Genomic DNA, 13,024 nt, shown 5'->3' on the forward strand with positions numbered 1-13,024 from the left:
CTGTCGCCCCCCGCGCTGGGGGTTCAGTGCCATCAGGCTGTCACTAACCGCCGTCACAGCAAGGTGGTCAGCAGCGCATCCGTCCTGACCGCGTCGGCCTGGTCGAAGAACTCGGGGGTCGGCAGGCGGATCAGAGAGCGGGCGTCGTCGGCCGGCCCGGTCAACCATGCTGCCCAGTCCTCGGGCTCGACATGGACCACGGCCCGTTTGTCCTGCTTGTCGGCGGGCAGCTTCGGGTCGGGCTTGTGCAGCCTGGCCAGCAGCGTATGCCCGTCGCAGTTGCGCGTGAGCATGGTGTAGTTGGGGACGATCTCGCCGGTGTCCGAGTCGGTCCAGTGGTTCCAGATCCCGGCCAGCATCCATGGCAGGCCGTCGGCGCGCCTCAACTGCCACCACACGTTCTTGCCGGTCTCCCAGTTCGGCTCCTGGTACCAAGTCGCGGGGATCAGGCAGCGCCGGCCTTCGTTCCATGCTGCCCTGAACGTGGGCGACGTGGCGACGGTCTCAGTGCGCGCATTGCTCGTCGCGCGCGGCTTCGGAGCCGGCGGCTTCTTGCCGGATGCCGCGGGCTTGCCCGGGATCATGTCCTTGCGCGTCGGAGCGCCGGGCCGAATCAGGCCCCACTGACCGAACTCACCGACCACACCATCATCGCCGTCCGATCGCAGGAACATGCCGGTGTCGAACGGGCCGACGAACGGACGCTCAGGCTCGAGGTCGGGCAACCACAGCTTCCCCAGGTGCCGGCGAACGTAGACCTCGAACGCGCCTTTCGGACTCATGTGATAGAGGTTGCACATGCGCCGACTCTAGTCCTATCGAGAAGCAAGGATGGCAGGCGGACGCTTTGCCGCCGTCCATAAAATCTGGCGATCGACAAAGGCCCCCATGCAAACACCGGACATCACGGAGGAGGAGCGCGCAGCCCTCTACTTCATCCCTAGCGCTGTCGGTGGGAAGATCGTTCCTGAGGAGCTGCAGCAGCGATTGCAGGACAAGGGACTTGCCACGACGCCGCGCGAGGACGGTCGGCGCTGGCTGACCGAACTCGGAGACCAGTTCCGCCGCGGGAGGCTCTGAGCGATGGCGCCGAACGGCCGAGATTGGGCGCTCTACGCAGTTGCTATAGGCTTTGGATCCTGGGCCGTAATGCTCTTGCTTGGCGCGGTCCTTCCGAAGTCGGAGGCGCCAGCGATGAAGATTGTCGAGTTGGCAATTCAGGCGAGCGCGTCCATCGGCACGGCCGCAGCTGCAGCACTAGCGTTGTACTTTGGGCTGTCCGGCCACCGTCGTGAGGACGCAAGACATCGCGCGCTCGCCGTTTTCGCTGCGGCCAAGCTCGGCAGTCGACTGGATACCATTTCCGCAAAGATCGTCGAGATCGACGTCGGAATGATGTTCGCCAGCAGAGAAGAGAAGTCACATGTCCTGCAGGTCGAATTTCTCAAGGCTTTTCCCGACTCGGTGATGGCCTTACCGGAAAGCGACCTTATAGGGCTGCTGGGCTTGCCCAACAATGCAGCGCCCCGCCTGATACGAGCCATCGAGGGTTTAAAGGCGCTGAGGGATGAGATCGCACATCGCAGGGCCAGCCTGTACACGCTAGTTGTGATGCCAGAAGCCACGACGCTTGATCGATGGGAACGCGAGTTCGACGGCAATATGAAGCTGTTCGTGGTGGCGTACCGGGAGATTGATGCGCTTGTTCGGCAAGGGGCAGCCCCGCCGTCGGGCCAAGAACTGTACGGCGATGAGTGAGCGGTCATCCGACGCCCCCCTCCAAGCAGCAACTTGCTCCTAGGCTGGCATCGCTACCTTGACCGACCCTTGACGGACTTTCCAGACGCCCCGCAGCCGCATCCCCCAGGTATCCCAGGACAACTCCCCCTGACGCGACCTGACTCCGCCCTTCCCTGTCAAGGTTGACCCAAGGTTGACGGTTCCGCCGCTTGCCTGAGGGATACGGTCGAAGGCCGTCAACCTAGCCGTGCGCGCTAACCAGCGCACTAACCGCCGCACGCTAACCAGCGCGCATCAGTGAATCGGCAAGCGACTCTCACGTTGATCCGCGCGTCGGGCTCGGCGACAGTTGGTCATGGACAGGGAGAAAGAAGAAAAGACCCCGGGCGGTTTGGCCCGGGGCAAAACCTCAAGCACCCGCGGCGTCAGTTCGCGGGTGGGTTCTATCGAGGTGGAGGGATTCGACGCGGAGGAATGGAGCCGGGCAGGAGCGTCGGCCCGACGTTTCATCGCCTACCTACTTTGGTCCGCGGAGCACCAACCGGACAAATGGCCGAGGAGGCGGCACGCGAGCTGACTTGGTGCTGCTATTCCGTGGAAACCAGCCCTGGAAACCAAGGCTGGCAACCACAGAGAGTTGCGCCTCACCCCCGCCCCAACGTCGCCTCGCGGCGCTGCCTCTGCCCGACTGCTGCCTCGACCTGCTTGACGATGGTCGGAACGTAGGCCTGCAGTTCGGCGCGCGTCACCCCGGAGCCGATGTTCACGGTCACGCTAACCGGAGCCCCGCCGCCATCACCTGCAGGCCGCACCGTCCCGCTCTGCCCGCCGGTCAGCAGGTAGTCCTTCCCGCCGAAGTTCGCTACCTCGGGGCGGTTCTGCTCGTTGATGCGGTAGATCCCGCCGGCAGACACCGGTCCGCCGATGGCGCGGCCACCGCGTGGGCCAGCGAAGTTGTTGTTCAGGTTGAGAAAGTTGTCCAGCGAGTCACCGCTCATGCTCGAGGCCGCCGCCGCCGTCATCCCCGTGTTGCCGAAGTAGGCCCCGAACGCACCCAATACAGAGCTGAAGATCGAGCTCGTCGCTCGCTGCGCTTCGACGCGGATCATGTCGGCGATGATCGAACTTGCCAGTTGCGTGAAGCTGAACTTCCCAGTCTGCACGAACGTCACGATTGAGTCCTCCATGCGTCTGGCGGCGTTGGCAAAGACCTGCTCAGCCTGTTTGCTGGAGTTGCGCGCCGCGTCCGCATAGTTCGCGAAGGACTCCGAGACGCCGACCGTCCAATCGCGCTGCTTCTCATTGAACTTTGCGTAGTACTCGTCCCATCCGGCGAGATCCTTCTTCCGGAATTCCTCATTGAGGTCGATGAGCGCCTTGTACTGATCCTTCTGGTCCTGACGGAGACCGCCCTGCTGCGAGATCCCGAGAGCATTTCTCTCCTGCTCCAGTCGACGGCGCTCTTCGTCGTATCGATCGGAGATCTGGTTGCGACCTGCTTCGCGGGCCCGCGCCGCATCACCCAGGCCCATCAGGTCGAGCTCGCGCTGACGCACGCGATCTTGCGTGGCGAGGTAGGACTCGGCCGATGCTCGGGCGTCGGCGTAACCCTTAGAGAGGTTCCCCGCCGCGGTGGCTCCCTGAAGGCCAAGATTGGCTGCCTCGGCCGCTGCACGCTGCTGAAGCCGGCCGATCTCAGCTAGGTTGTCCTTCACCCGGTCGTCAATCGACGCGCGGTCTGCGGTCATGTTGTCTGGGTTGCGCCGCTGGCGCGCGAGCTCCTCGTTCTCCAGCTTCAGCGCGAGGATCCGCGCCTGCTCATAGCGCTGGACGAACTTGATCTTCTCGGCGTAGTAGTCCTGGTCCGAGACCAGACCAGCCTGCCGACTCGCCTCGAGCGTCGACTCCGCCGCCTCGTAGCTCGCCACGATGTCATCCAGCGAGCGCTTGATGCCTGCGACACGGGACTGGTCCGCCGTTTGCGTCACACCTGGATCCAACTCCTTCTGAAGTTGGGCGATGACCTTCCCCTGCTCGGCTGCGCTGAGATCCGACTTCGCCAGCTTCTGCTTTGCGTCGCTGAGCACCTTTGCCGCGAGCGCCTGCCGCGACATCGCTCGCGCGAGGACATCGGTGTATTCGATGCCCACCTTGGACTTCTGAGCGCTCTCTGCTTGGGCGGCTGCGTTTGCCTCCGCTGCATCGCGTTGCTTGATCAGGGCCAAGTTGGCCTGCTCAAGAGCGGCTGCCGCCTTACGCGCCGCAGGGTCGTACTTGCCCATCCCCTCGAGCAGGGTCTGAATGCGTTGGGTGTTCTGCTTCAAGCGCTCCTCGAGGGTGAGGTCACGACCGATCGCCTTGAGGGAATCCCAGAAGTCGGATGCCTCCTTCTTCGCGCTCTTGAACGCGCGTTCGATCAGACCCAAGTTCTGCGCCTGATCCTTGTATCGCTCGTTGAGCGCCTCCATCGTGACTGTGATGGCCTTGGCGGTGCTGCCCTGATCCTCCAGCAACTTGATGTAGCGGTACTGCGCCGAGGTGAGGAAGTTGAGGCTGCGGTTCTGCGTGGCGGCGAAGTTCGCGACGCCGTTGGTCACGCCCAGCAGTTGCTTCTGCACCTCTTCGATCGACGCGCCGGTGGCCTTGGCGATGTTCAGACCGGTGGTCACCGTCGCCTCAAGGGCTTGGCCGCTCAGTTGCCCGGACTGCACGAACGCGAGCGCCATTTCGCGCGCGGAATCCTTCGACGTCTTCGTCACGTCGGCAGTTCTGTCGATAAGGGAGTTGAACGCACCCTCGGTCAACCCGGCAGCATTGCCCGTCTGGAGGATCGCGTTTTTGAAAGCCTTGCTCTGCTCGGCGCCAGCGTTGTATGCAAGGCCGAGGCCGGCGATGACAGAAGTGGCGGTGCCAATCACCGCCGTGGTTCCGGACACCGCGCCGGCCAGCGTGGACGCGGCCGAACGGATCCCTCCGAACGCGCCCGCTACCTGACTTCCCTGCTGGATCAGGGCGGTGAACGGGTTGCTTCCGCCGACAAGCTGCACGCCCAGGTCATGCAACTGGAAGGACAGTTGCTGCGCCTGGTAGGCGCTGAGCTTCGTGCTAGCGGCAAACTTCTCCGCTCCCGCTGCCGCGCTCTTGAAGATATTGGAAGCGCCGTTGATCTTGCCAACGGCGGCAGCCGCCTGAGTCGTTGACTGAGCGTTGGACGACATCGCACGCTCGAACAGCGACGCGGACTTCGCCGCTTCACCGCCGGCTTTCGCGAAACCGCGGAGATCTCCCTCCGCGGTCCGGACCCCGGAGCTGTCGACCGCAATGCTCAAAGATGTTGTGTTCTGGTCTGCCATGTATGGGACCTCATTTGGATTTGCTGGAGGCTGCGTAGATCTCGCATAGCGCACCAGCTTCAAGAGCTTGGATGTCTTCGAACAGTTCGGACCAGCGCTTGCGCGGGACGGCCATCAGTCGAAGCGCGGATTCAACCGCTTGGTAGTTCAGGGCGGTTGGGCCCATCGGACCCATCACCCACTGATGGCGCACGCGATCGAACAGAACGAACGACTCGAAGGTGTCGGGCCAGAGTTCAATGTCGAACTGGTCCGCCACGTCTTCGAAGGTCAGGCCGAGGTCCTCGAGCTCTTCGGCTTTTGGCCGCTTCTTGTAGAGCTTGGCCCCGGCCTGTCTCAGTTTCCCAAGCGTGCAGGTCCCAGTTCGCGGACGTAGGTGCGAGCGATGTCATCGGCGGCGTGATGGAAGTTCTGAAGCAGGGACGCAACGTGGTCCCGACTGAATTCCTCCGCCATGTCTTCCCAACCGACCAGCACGTCCAGAACCGCATCGAGGTCGGTTTGCGGGTCGGTTTGCGAGGCCTGGGCGAACGCTGCGAACTGGTCCTTTGTCCGGTGCTTGAAGACGCCGCGGAACTTCATCGGGCCGTCCTCTCCTGGCCGACGGATCTCGACGGTGGCGACGAACGTGGGTTTTGCGTTGATGGATGCTTGCATGTGGATCTTTCTGGATTGGGTTGGTACGAGCACTCAGCCTCGAAGACTGGCTCGCACGAATCGCGTGAACTGGACGGCGCTCTTGCGGACCATGCCGGTGGGCGCCTGCTTGGACCATCCGTGCTCCAGGCGCTGGGCATAGGGCAGGTTGTTGGTCAGGTAGACGACGCCACCCACCGGGAATTCGTACACCCGGTCAAGACGGGAGTAGGAGTCGTTCGACCTTGCGGCTTCGCTGACCTCGTTCAGGATGAGGCCGTGCGATGGGAACCAGTTGCCTCGGAAGCGGCCCGTGTCGACTGGGCTCAGGTCAACGACAGACTTGAACAGCTGAAACGTGCTTCGCCGCACGACAACCTCGAGGTCGAGCCTTGCCTTCTCGGCGAGCTGGTCGAACGGAACGCTCCAGCTGCTCATGGCCGAACTTGGCAAAGAAACAGCAGGGGCGCACCAGCTGGAGCGAGCCGTCGCGACCTCACGATCTGCCACGTGGCACCACCGAGGTTGAGGCTCATGCCCGCCCCTGGCTGCAACCCCTCTTCCGGCGAGATCAACGCGCGACGGTCTCCCGGCTGCAGGTCACCGTCGTCGAGCGGCCAGGGCTCGTCGAAATCGATCAATGCAGCGTTGCAGTCTTGAGCCGTGGGGCCATGCCCTTCTCCGCGTGCGATCAGAACGGCCGGTGAAGTCCCGTACGCCAGCGCCCACAGCGCCGTATTCGCCGCCTTGCAGGCATTCATTGCCGCGGCGAGCGCCCTGCTAACTTGACGCCCGTCTTGCTTCGCACCAGCGAGGATCTTCGACACAGATGTCGTCTGCTCGTGCTGGCCCCCTTCGATGTGCGTCTTACCCAGGATCGACCTCGCGCGGGATTGGTCCTGCTCCGCTCCTCGAGCTAGCGCCTGGAATGCAGTGTCAAGACTGTTGCGCGCTGCGATGCGCGATGTGGCGTTGGTCTCAGTCATGTTGGCCTTTCGACATGCTTTGGTGTGTGTGCGCCCAGATGGACGTTCGGCTTCGCGCCCACGCCCACTTGCGTTGTTGTTCATGAGTCCGATGAACGCTGGCCTGAGCACCGCTGCTCGTTCAACGGTCATGGCTTGAAGCTGGCGGCGATGACTCATCGCCAGCTGGGCTGGGGCCTCTTGGTCACCCGAATCTCGTCCATGCTGAGGCGAACGGTGACGATGTCCCCGCCAGTCATCATTTCTGGATGCCTTTCGGCGACGAGGCGTAGTTGCACTGCCGGCATTGCTTCGATGCTCCGCCCGGCCAGCGCCGCTCTTTCGAAGGGTTCGAGTTCATCGAACCAAGGGGTTATGTGGACGTCGCGACGCCCTCCTTCACTAAGCCAGTTCACTTCGACCGGCTCGCTTGGACCCCTCGTGCAGAAGGAGAGGACTCGCATGCGTTGCAAACGCGGCGAGAAGCAGGCAATCACCCCATCGTTGGATACCTCGCGCATGCCACCTTGAGCGCTGAGTGGATGACGCAGGAATTGCCCGTGGTAGAGCTCGGTGAGCAAATCCTGCGCGTGATCCAGCAGCTCATCTGCACGCAAAGGACTCACTTGAAGTGCTTGCGAGAGTAAGCAGAAGAACAGAGTCGTGCCGCGCGAGGCGGCCATCAGGCTTTGATGTGCGACGACGCACACCTTCGGAACCGGAACAAGCACCTGCTCTGCCATCAATCCGTCAGGCAACATTCCAGGCGCGACGCCGCCTAGCGTGTCGACTTCGATGATGCATTCGGCCCCGCAGCACTGGGCGTTCAGAATGCTCATGGCCGCGCCTCCATGGAAACGGCGCGCGCCTCCGCCCTTCGTCTGTAGTTCAGTGGTGGCGTGATAACGGCGAGTGCAAGATATGAAGCCGCGCCGTAGGCGGCAGCGATATAGGCGGCCGCGATGATGACTGGTGGCATGTGATCTCCTCAGCGCGAGTTCGCGCCGTGCTCGTGCGAATCGGACGGGTTGATGGCGAAGACTTGGCCCGGCCGTGTCCTCCACATGCTGTAGGCATCAGGCGGCAGGCGGCAGCCGCCCCCCCCCGGCACTGGTTCGCCCCCATAGGCCTTCTTGGACCCGTCCATCGTCGGGCGGCGCATGTCGGTTTCACCAGCGGCCGGGAACGCGGATCCGTCGCGGCGGAGGGCGTATGCGATGACTTTCATGTCGGTTCCTTCAGGTGTTCGAGCCGGCTTTGGGAGCGGAGTTCCGACGGATGAGGTCGGCGATGGCTTGTCGCCTCACCTGACGGTCGGCGGAAGCCAGGGGCCAGCGCTGGTCGTTCTCCCGCTGGCGCTTCTCCGCCTCAATCTCGGCGGGGGTCTGGGGACGGTCTGTGGTTTGCATTTCGTTTGGGTGTGTGAGTTGATGAACTGGGCTCCGGCGCAACGCTGCGCTGGTCAGCTGGTATCGGGGGGCCGGACCTGACAGGCATAGAGCACCGTCGGCCCTGGCGGCCCCATCTGGAATGAACGGACGACGAGCCAGGTGGATCCGTTGACCTGTAGTCCCATGCCGGGCGCCGGCACGAGCGATGGACCAGGGCAGATCAGCGCACGGCGGTCCTCCGGCTTGATGTCGCCTATGTCGATCGGCCAAGGGGAGTGCTCGTACTCGATCAGGGCTGCTTGGCATGGCTGGCCACATCCGCCCAGATCGGACTCGCATAGGACTGCAGGAACCTTGCTGTCCATCAGCGCCCACAGTGCGGCGTCCGCTTCCGGTGACCCGTTGAGCTTCCAGAACAGGTAGTCCGCCTGCGCCTCGAACAGCTCAAGTGCGGCGTCCCATTCGTGCGAGGTGAGCGAGCGCCCGCGGGGTGAGATCCAGAGCTTGTTCGCCAACATCGGCTCGACGTAGATCCGATGCACCGGCCGCCATGGACGCTGCAAGAAGTACCGTGCGCAGGGTCGGTGCGTGAGAGGTTTGATCGCCCTCATTCCGCACTCTCCTTGCGCGCCGTCCGCCGGTAGCTGGGCCAGTCGAACTTCACCAGCGCGTGGGTCTGGCGCAGTCGATCGAACGTGCGCTCGCCCAGCGAGGCCTTCAGCCCTTCGGCGTCCTGATTCGTGATGAGGATCGAGGGCCGCATCTCCGCATAGCGCCGGTCCAGCACGTCGAAGACGATGTTCTGTTCGCCCTCGGTGCCGTACTGCACGCCGACCTCATCGATCACCAGCAGGTCGATCTTCGATCCCAGCAGCCGAAGGACCTCGCGCTCGGTGCGCTCCGAGTTGCGCGACCACGTCTCGCGGACCATTCGGATCATCTCCATGAGGGTCAAGTACTGCAGCCAGCGCCCCGAACCCATCAACGCGAGCATCGCGGCCGAGGCGAGGTGCGTCTTACCGGTGCCTGGCTTGCCGGACAGGATCAGGCCGCTCCCCTTGGACGCGTAGGCGACGAAGCTCTCGGTGAAGTCGCGCACGACAGTCAGCGCCCGCCGCTGAACCTCGTTGGCCGCGTGAAACGCCTCGAAGGTCCGGTCCTGGAACCGCAGCGGGATGCAGGTCTGTCCGATAGCCTCCTGCCGCTCACGCGCGACCCTGTCCGCCTGGCGGCGGCGCTCCTCGTCGCGCTGCTCGCGCTCGGCGGCCTGCTGGCACTGCGAGCACTGCGACCAGATCTCGCGCTTCCAGGCCTCCAGGCGGAAGCCCTTCGACACGAACTCCCCGTGCTCCGGGCAAACCGCATCCTTCGTGCCCAGATCCGTGCGCGACGAGAGCGCCGCGCGCGGGCTTGGAACGTCGTCAATTGAGCGATCCGTCATCGCCGACCCCCTTGCTGTAGTCCAACTCATCAAAGCCGGAATGGCGAGATGGGCGGCTTGCCGGCGTACCTCTTGCTCCCTTGAGCGGGAACACTCCGACCCAGGAGTTCTCGATCGACTGCTCCAACACCCTTTGCGGTTCGTCCCCCTTCTCTCTCAGTTCCTCCAGCTTCTTGACGATCAAGCGCGAGGCGGCCTGTGTCATCGGCTTGCGCATCGACTTCCGCATCTGTTGGAAGTCTTGCCACGTGTGCTGGGGTAGCCAGTCTGGAAAGGCCAACGAATCGTCCGCATCGGCACGCTTGCGCGCCTTGACGGATCCATGGTGGTTCACTGACGGTTCTATGGTGGTTAGGGTCGCATCGGTGCGACCCGTCTCGTGCATGGGTGCGACCCCTTGCACGCATCCATGCGACCCCTCCTGCGCGTCGGTGACACCCGTCGCGTCGGTGCTACCCGTCGCATCCATGCGACCCGTCGCACTGGCGCAACCCGTGTCAGCGAGAGCCGCGATGCGGTCAAGGTGAAGGCGATAGTGCGGAGCCATGCCGGGCTTACCTCCGGCAGCGTTGCAAACTACTGAAAGGAGACCCTGCTCGACGAATCCATGCACGATGCGCTGCGCTTGGCTGCGGCTGATACCGACTCTTTCAGCGATGCGCGCCATGGAGGGGAATAGGCTGCCTCCGCGGTCATCGCACCAGTCCGCCATCACAGCGGCGAGGAGCTTGTTCGTCGGTGGGCGAATCGGCGCATCGAAGACGATAGAGAGTGCCTTGACGCTCAAGCGGCCTCCCTTGGCTGCTGCTCAGCCATCCAAGCTGCGACCTTGGCGCGGCCGGCGTCGGTAAGCCTCCAACGCCCGATGCGGGCCGTCTTGTCGTCCGCGTCAACGATGTCAACGTACTCGGTGATGAGATCGTTCGCAGCGCTGAGACCGCGGGCGCGTAGCTTTGCGATAACGTCCGGGCCGTTCGCGGCATGGGCGATGGAACGGACGCCGGCATTGGTCATTGCGACGCCCGTCATGAGCGCGGCCAAGACGCGCTCTTGCCGTGGACTATTTGGTCCGAGGAACGGGGCATTGGCCGCGGGCGATCCGTCGGCGTTGAAGAGGCCCAGCTGGTTGATGTCGCTCATCGCGCACCTCCCAGATCCTCCAGAAGTCGCTCCGCCTGTTCGACTTCGCGCAGCTCGCGGGCTCGGCCGACGGAGTCGACCAACAGGAAGCCTTCGTCGGTTCGATGAAGAGCCAGACCAAGCAGGGCGAATCGAGCTTGGAGGTCGCGGAGATTCCGGAGACCCTTGTGCTCGGCGTCCGTCTGTGGAGAATGGAGGTGTTCGACTTCGTGATGGCCCGGCGCCGCTGCAACGGCTGACCGGGCCTTCCCATTTCTGGCAAGTGCGTCGGGATCAACGCACCCGGCGATGACGCCGGTGGGCTCGGCGCGGTACGTCATGCTGCGCGACCGAGCGACTCGATGAAGTGGCGGGCATGTGCCGCTCGCACCCGGGTGCAACGGGTTCCGATTTTGACCAACTGCAGCTCGCCCGCCGCCGCTTTGCGGTAGAGGGTTGAGACGCTTAACCCAGTCGCAGCTGCGAGCGTGTCAAGGCGCAAGAGCGCGTCTGGCAGATCCAGTGCTTGCAGCGGTTGAGGGTTGATTGCGTTGCCTCGATTCGGCGCGGCCTTCACGGAGATGCTCTGCGTGTGAGTCATGTGCGTGCTTTCAAATGAAATAGCCCACCGAGCTTGCGCAGGGCGGGCGATGTGATCCCAGACGGATTTGGGTTGAGGCGGAAATGAAAAGAGCCCGCGCGGTACTCCGGCGGGCTCTACTTGGTCGTGCTTGCGGTCGCGCTACGGCGAACTCTCTGGGGTATGGCGCTGCCAAACTCCCAGGCGCACCTTTCCATCCCTTAGCTTCCGGCCTAGCCGGTTTGAGCGTCACGGACGCTGGGATGCGGGCCTATGGCCGGAAGATCGATCCCTTGCGGGGATAGTTGGAATCGTCGTTGTGAGACGTCCAAACTGTACATGCGCAAACGTGGTTCGACGCAGGTGAGAATGACCTCCAAAGTATCGTAGTGAGCAAGACGATGGACGGGTGCCTGACGTCCCGCCAGCACTTGATTGCGCCTGTACCAGAACCGCTCAAGCGCTTCGGAGTTCGATCACTTCGCCGCCGGCTCGCAGTCGCTCCACGTAGTCGGCCCACCGCTGAAGCATGTCGCGACGCTGTTCCAGGTATTGCGTGCGGTTGTACGCACGGCCGAGCGCATCATTCACCGCGTGTGCAAGTTGGGCCTCGACGATCTTGTCCTCGATCCCAAGGCGCTCAGCGATCAAGGTGCGTGCGGTCGCACGGAAACCGTGGGCGGTCATGTCGTCGTTGCCATAGCCCATCCGCCGCAGCGCGCTTCGCACCGTGTTCTCAGACATGCACCGCTGGCGTGTGGTCAAGGCGGGGAAGACAAACGCCCCACTCCCCGTGAGCGGCTGCAACTCGCGCAGCACATCTATTGCCTGGCGAGCCAACGGCACAAGGTGCGGAGGCCCGGCGGTCTTGTCAGCCTTGAGCCGCTTCATCACCGTTCCGGGAACCGTGAGCATCGCTTTCTCAAGGTCGACCCAGGCCCACTGCATTTGACGCAGCTCGCCTGGTCGAAGCAGCAGCAGCGGCGTGAGCGCCAGCGCAGCTTTCGTTACGGGGTGACCGCTGTAGCCGGCCATGTCGCGCAAGAGAGCCGCAACTTCCGTTGGCGCCACCAACGCGGCGTGATGTTTGGTCTGGACCGGCTGCAGCGCATCCCGCAGATCCTGCGCCGGGTTCCGGCCACAGACGCCCGTGGCTACGCCGTAGCGGAACACCTGGCCGCAAGCGTCCTTGAGGCGATGCGCCGTCTCGATCGCGCCGCGGGCCTCGACCTTGCGGAGCGCCTGCAGGAGCTCGGGCGGATCGATGTCGGCGATAGGACGGCGGCCCAGTGCCGGGAAGGCGTCGTTCACGAGCCGAGTGAGCGTGCGGTCGGCGTGGCTGGTGCTGACCTTGACTCGGTGCACCTTGTCCAGCCACTCGCGCGCCACGAACTCGAAGGAGCCTGGCAGCGGTTTGCCTTCGGCCTCGAGCTGGGCGCGTAACCTGGTGGCCGTGGCCACATCCTTGCGGGCGCGCTTCGCCTGCACAGGATCCTTGCCGGCCGCAAGGCCTTGCCTTGCCTCGTCGCGCTTCTGTCGAGCCAATGCGAGCGTGGTGTCCGGGTAGGTGCCGAGGCTGAGACGGTTTGCTTTGCCGTCTACCCAGTACCTCAGGCGCCACCATCCCGCCCCTGAAGGCTGCGCCTCCAACGTCAAGCCGGCGCCATCGTTAACGCTCACTGCCTTCCCGGCCGCGGCCGCGCGCTTCAGCGCAGCCTCAATGCCCTTCACGCTCAACAGATTCACGCCCGGCATACCGCACAACTCCTGAGATTCAGCTGCCCGATTGGGCTGTTGTG

At 63.8% G+C, this 13,024-nt stretch carries 16 protein-coding genes; 3 read left to right on the top strand and 13 right to left on the bottom strand.

What is annotated here, in order from left to right:
• Window positions 1-53 precede the first annotated feature (53 nt).
• Window positions 54-725, bottom strand: coding sequence for an SOS response-associated peptidase (locus ACQ4L4_RS11455; protein WP_431104360.1), 672 nt, complete (start codon window positions 723-725; stop codon window positions 54-56).
• A gap of 163 nt (window positions 726-888) precedes the next feature.
• On the opposite strand from ACQ4L4_RS11455, the gene ACQ4L4_RS11460 reads away from it, so the two are divergent.
• Together ACQ4L4_RS11460 and ACQ4L4_RS11465 are read left to right on the top strand one after the other, a co-directional pair.
• Window positions 889-1,080 (top strand): hypothetical protein, encoded by a 192-nt coding sequence (locus ACQ4L4_RS11460; protein WP_431104361.1) that lies wholly within the window; start codon window positions 889-891, stop codon window positions 1,078-1,080.
• Between the two features lie 114 nt (window positions 1,081-1,194).
• A complete protein-coding gene (locus ACQ4L4_RS11465) occupies window positions 1,195-1,758 on the top strand; it encodes a hypothetical protein (RefSeq protein WP_431104362.1) in 564 nt (187 codons plus the stop codon).
• Between the two features lie 626 nt (window positions 1,759-2,384).
• Here the strand turns inward: ACQ4L4_RS11465 and ACQ4L4_RS11470 are convergent.
• The 11 genes from ACQ4L4_RS11470 to ACQ4L4_RS11520 all read right to left on the bottom strand — a co-directional run bounded on the left by ACQ4L4_RS11470 (window position 2,385) and on the right by ACQ4L4_RS11520 (window position 10,666).
• Window positions 2,385-5,093, bottom strand: a complete 2,709-nt coding sequence (locus ACQ4L4_RS11470; protein ID WP_431104363.1) for a phage tail length tape measure family protein — start codon at window positions 5,091-5,093, stop codon at window positions 2,385-2,387.
• A gap of 10 nt (window positions 5,094-5,103) precedes the next feature.
• Entirely contained in the window at window positions 5,104-5,433 is a 330-nt protein-coding gene (locus tag ACQ4L4_RS11475; RefSeq protein WP_431104921.1) for a DUF1799 domain-containing protein, read from the bottom strand.
• Window positions 5,430-5,750, bottom strand: a complete 321-nt coding sequence (locus tag ACQ4L4_RS11480) for a phage tail assembly chaperone (RefSeq protein WP_431104364.1) — start codon at window positions 5,748-5,750, stop codon at window positions 5,430-5,432. Before ACQ4L4_RS11480 ends, ACQ4L4_RS11475 begins: the two co-directional genes overlap by 4 nt.
• 33 nt (window positions 5,751-5,783) lie before the next feature.
• Window positions 5,784-6,167, bottom strand: coding sequence for a hypothetical protein (locus ACQ4L4_RS11485; protein ID WP_431104365.1), 384 nt, complete (start codon window positions 6,165-6,167; stop codon window positions 5,784-5,786).
• Window positions 6,164-6,715 carry a hypothetical protein gene (locus ACQ4L4_RS11490; protein WP_431104366.1) on the bottom strand — a complete coding sequence of 184 codons (552 nt, stop codon included), beginning with the start codon at window positions 6,713-6,715 and terminating at the stop codon, window positions 6,164-6,166. Before ACQ4L4_RS11490 ends, ACQ4L4_RS11485 begins: the two co-directional genes overlap by 4 nt.
• Before the next feature lie 155 nt (window positions 6,716-6,870).
• Window positions 6,871-7,533: a hypothetical protein gene (locus tag ACQ4L4_RS11495; RefSeq protein WP_431104367.1), complete on the bottom strand. Its 663-nt coding sequence runs from the start codon at window positions 7,531-7,533 to the stop codon at window positions 6,871-6,873.
• 149 nt (window positions 7,534-7,682) lie between these two features.
• Complete coding sequence (locus tag ACQ4L4_RS11500) at window positions 7,683-7,922, bottom strand: hypothetical protein (RefSeq protein ID WP_431104368.1); 240 nt, start codon at window positions 7,920-7,922, stop codon at window positions 7,683-7,685.
• A gap of 234 nt (window positions 7,923-8,156) precedes the next feature.
• Window positions 8,157-8,696, bottom strand: coding sequence for a hypothetical protein (locus ACQ4L4_RS11505; RefSeq protein ID WP_431104369.1), 540 nt, complete (start codon window positions 8,694-8,696; stop codon window positions 8,157-8,159).
• Window positions 8,693-9,421: an ATP-binding protein gene (locus tag ACQ4L4_RS11510; protein ID WP_431104370.1), complete on the bottom strand. Its 729-nt coding sequence runs from the start codon at window positions 9,419-9,421 to the stop codon at window positions 8,693-8,695. Before ACQ4L4_RS11510 ends, ACQ4L4_RS11505 begins: the two co-directional genes overlap by 4 nt.
• Window positions 9,422-9,506: 85 nt before the next feature.
• Window positions 9,507-10,313, bottom strand: a complete 807-nt coding sequence (locus tag ACQ4L4_RS11515; protein WP_431104371.1) for a helix-turn-helix domain-containing protein — start codon at window positions 10,311-10,313, stop codon at window positions 9,507-9,509.
• On the bottom strand, window positions 10,310-10,666 hold the full coding sequence (locus tag ACQ4L4_RS11520; protein WP_431104372.1) for a hypothetical protein: 357 nt from the start codon (window positions 10,664-10,666) through the stop codon (window positions 10,310-10,312). Before ACQ4L4_RS11520 ends, ACQ4L4_RS11515 begins: the two co-directional genes overlap by 4 nt.
• Window positions 10,667-10,770: 104 nt before the next feature.
• On the opposite strand from ACQ4L4_RS11520, the gene ACQ4L4_RS11525 reads away from it, so the two are divergent.
• Window positions 10,771-10,905, top strand: coding sequence for a hypothetical protein (locus ACQ4L4_RS11525; protein WP_431104373.1), 135 nt, complete (start codon window positions 10,771-10,773; stop codon window positions 10,903-10,905).
• Window positions 10,906-11,681: 776 nt separating this feature from the next.
• On the opposite strand, the gene ACQ4L4_RS11530 is transcribed toward ACQ4L4_RS11525, so the two are convergent.
• Window positions 11,682-12,980, bottom strand: coding sequence for a tyrosine-type recombinase/integrase (locus ACQ4L4_RS11530; protein WP_431104374.1), 1,299 nt, complete (start codon window positions 12,978-12,980; stop codon window positions 11,682-11,684).
• Window positions 12,981-13,024 lie beyond the last annotated feature (44 nt).

Source organism: Roseateles noduli, from assembly GCF_050626985.1.
In the GTDB taxonomy this organism is placed as follows: domain Bacteria; phylum Pseudomonadota; class Gammaproteobacteria; order Burkholderiales; family Burkholderiaceae_C; genus Roseateles; species Roseateles noduli_A.

What these genes read in the sequence shown, in the direction of transcription:
- ACQ4L4_RS11460 (WP_431104361.1), top strand. Translation starts at nt 889, where the DNA reads ATGCAAACACCGGACATCACGGAGGAGGAGCGCGCAGCCCTCTACTTC.
- ACQ4L4_RS11465 (WP_431104362.1), top strand. Translation starts at nt 1,195, where the DNA reads ATGAAGATTGTCGAGTTGGCAATTCAGGCGAGCGCGTCCATCGGCACG.
- ACQ4L4_RS11470 (WP_431104363.1), bottom strand. Translation starts at nt 5,093, where the DNA reads ATGGCAGACCAGAACACAACATCTTTGAGCATTGCGGTCGACAGCTCC.
- ACQ4L4_RS11480 (WP_431104364.1), bottom strand. Translation starts at nt 5,750, where the DNA reads ATGCAAGCATCCATCAACGCAAAACCCACGTTCGTCGCCACCGTCGAG.
- ACQ4L4_RS11485 (WP_431104365.1), bottom strand. Translation starts at nt 6,167, where the DNA reads ATGAGCAGCTGGAGCGTTCCGTTCGACCAGCTCGCCGAGAAGGCAAGG.
- ACQ4L4_RS11490 (WP_431104366.1), bottom strand. Translation starts at nt 6,715, where the DNA reads ATGACTGAGACCAACGCCACATCGCGCATCGCAGCGCGCAACAGTCTT.
- ACQ4L4_RS11495 (WP_431104367.1), bottom strand. Translation starts at nt 7,533, where the DNA reads ATGAGCATTCTGAACGCCCAGTGCTGCGGGGCCGAATGCATCATCGAA.
- ACQ4L4_RS11500 (WP_431104368.1), bottom strand. Translation starts at nt 7,922, where the DNA reads ATGAAAGTCATCGCATACGCCCTCCGCCGCGACGGATCCGCGTTCCCG.
- ACQ4L4_RS11505 (WP_431104369.1), bottom strand. Translation starts at nt 8,696, where the DNA reads ATGAGGGCGATCAAACCTCTCACGCACCGACCCTGCGCACGGTACTTC.
- ACQ4L4_RS11520 (WP_431104372.1), bottom strand. Translation starts at nt 10,666, where the DNA reads ATGAGCGACATCAACCAGCTGGGCCTCTTCAACGCCGACGGATCGCCC.
- ACQ4L4_RS11525 (WP_431104373.1), top strand. Translation starts at nt 10,771, where the DNA reads ATGAAGAGCCAGACCAAGCAGGGCGAATCGAGCTTGGAGGTCGCGGAG.
- ACQ4L4_RS11530 (WP_431104374.1), bottom strand. Translation starts at nt 12,980, where the DNA reads ATGCCGGGCGTGAATCTGTTGAGCGTGAAGGGCATTGAGGCTGCGCTG.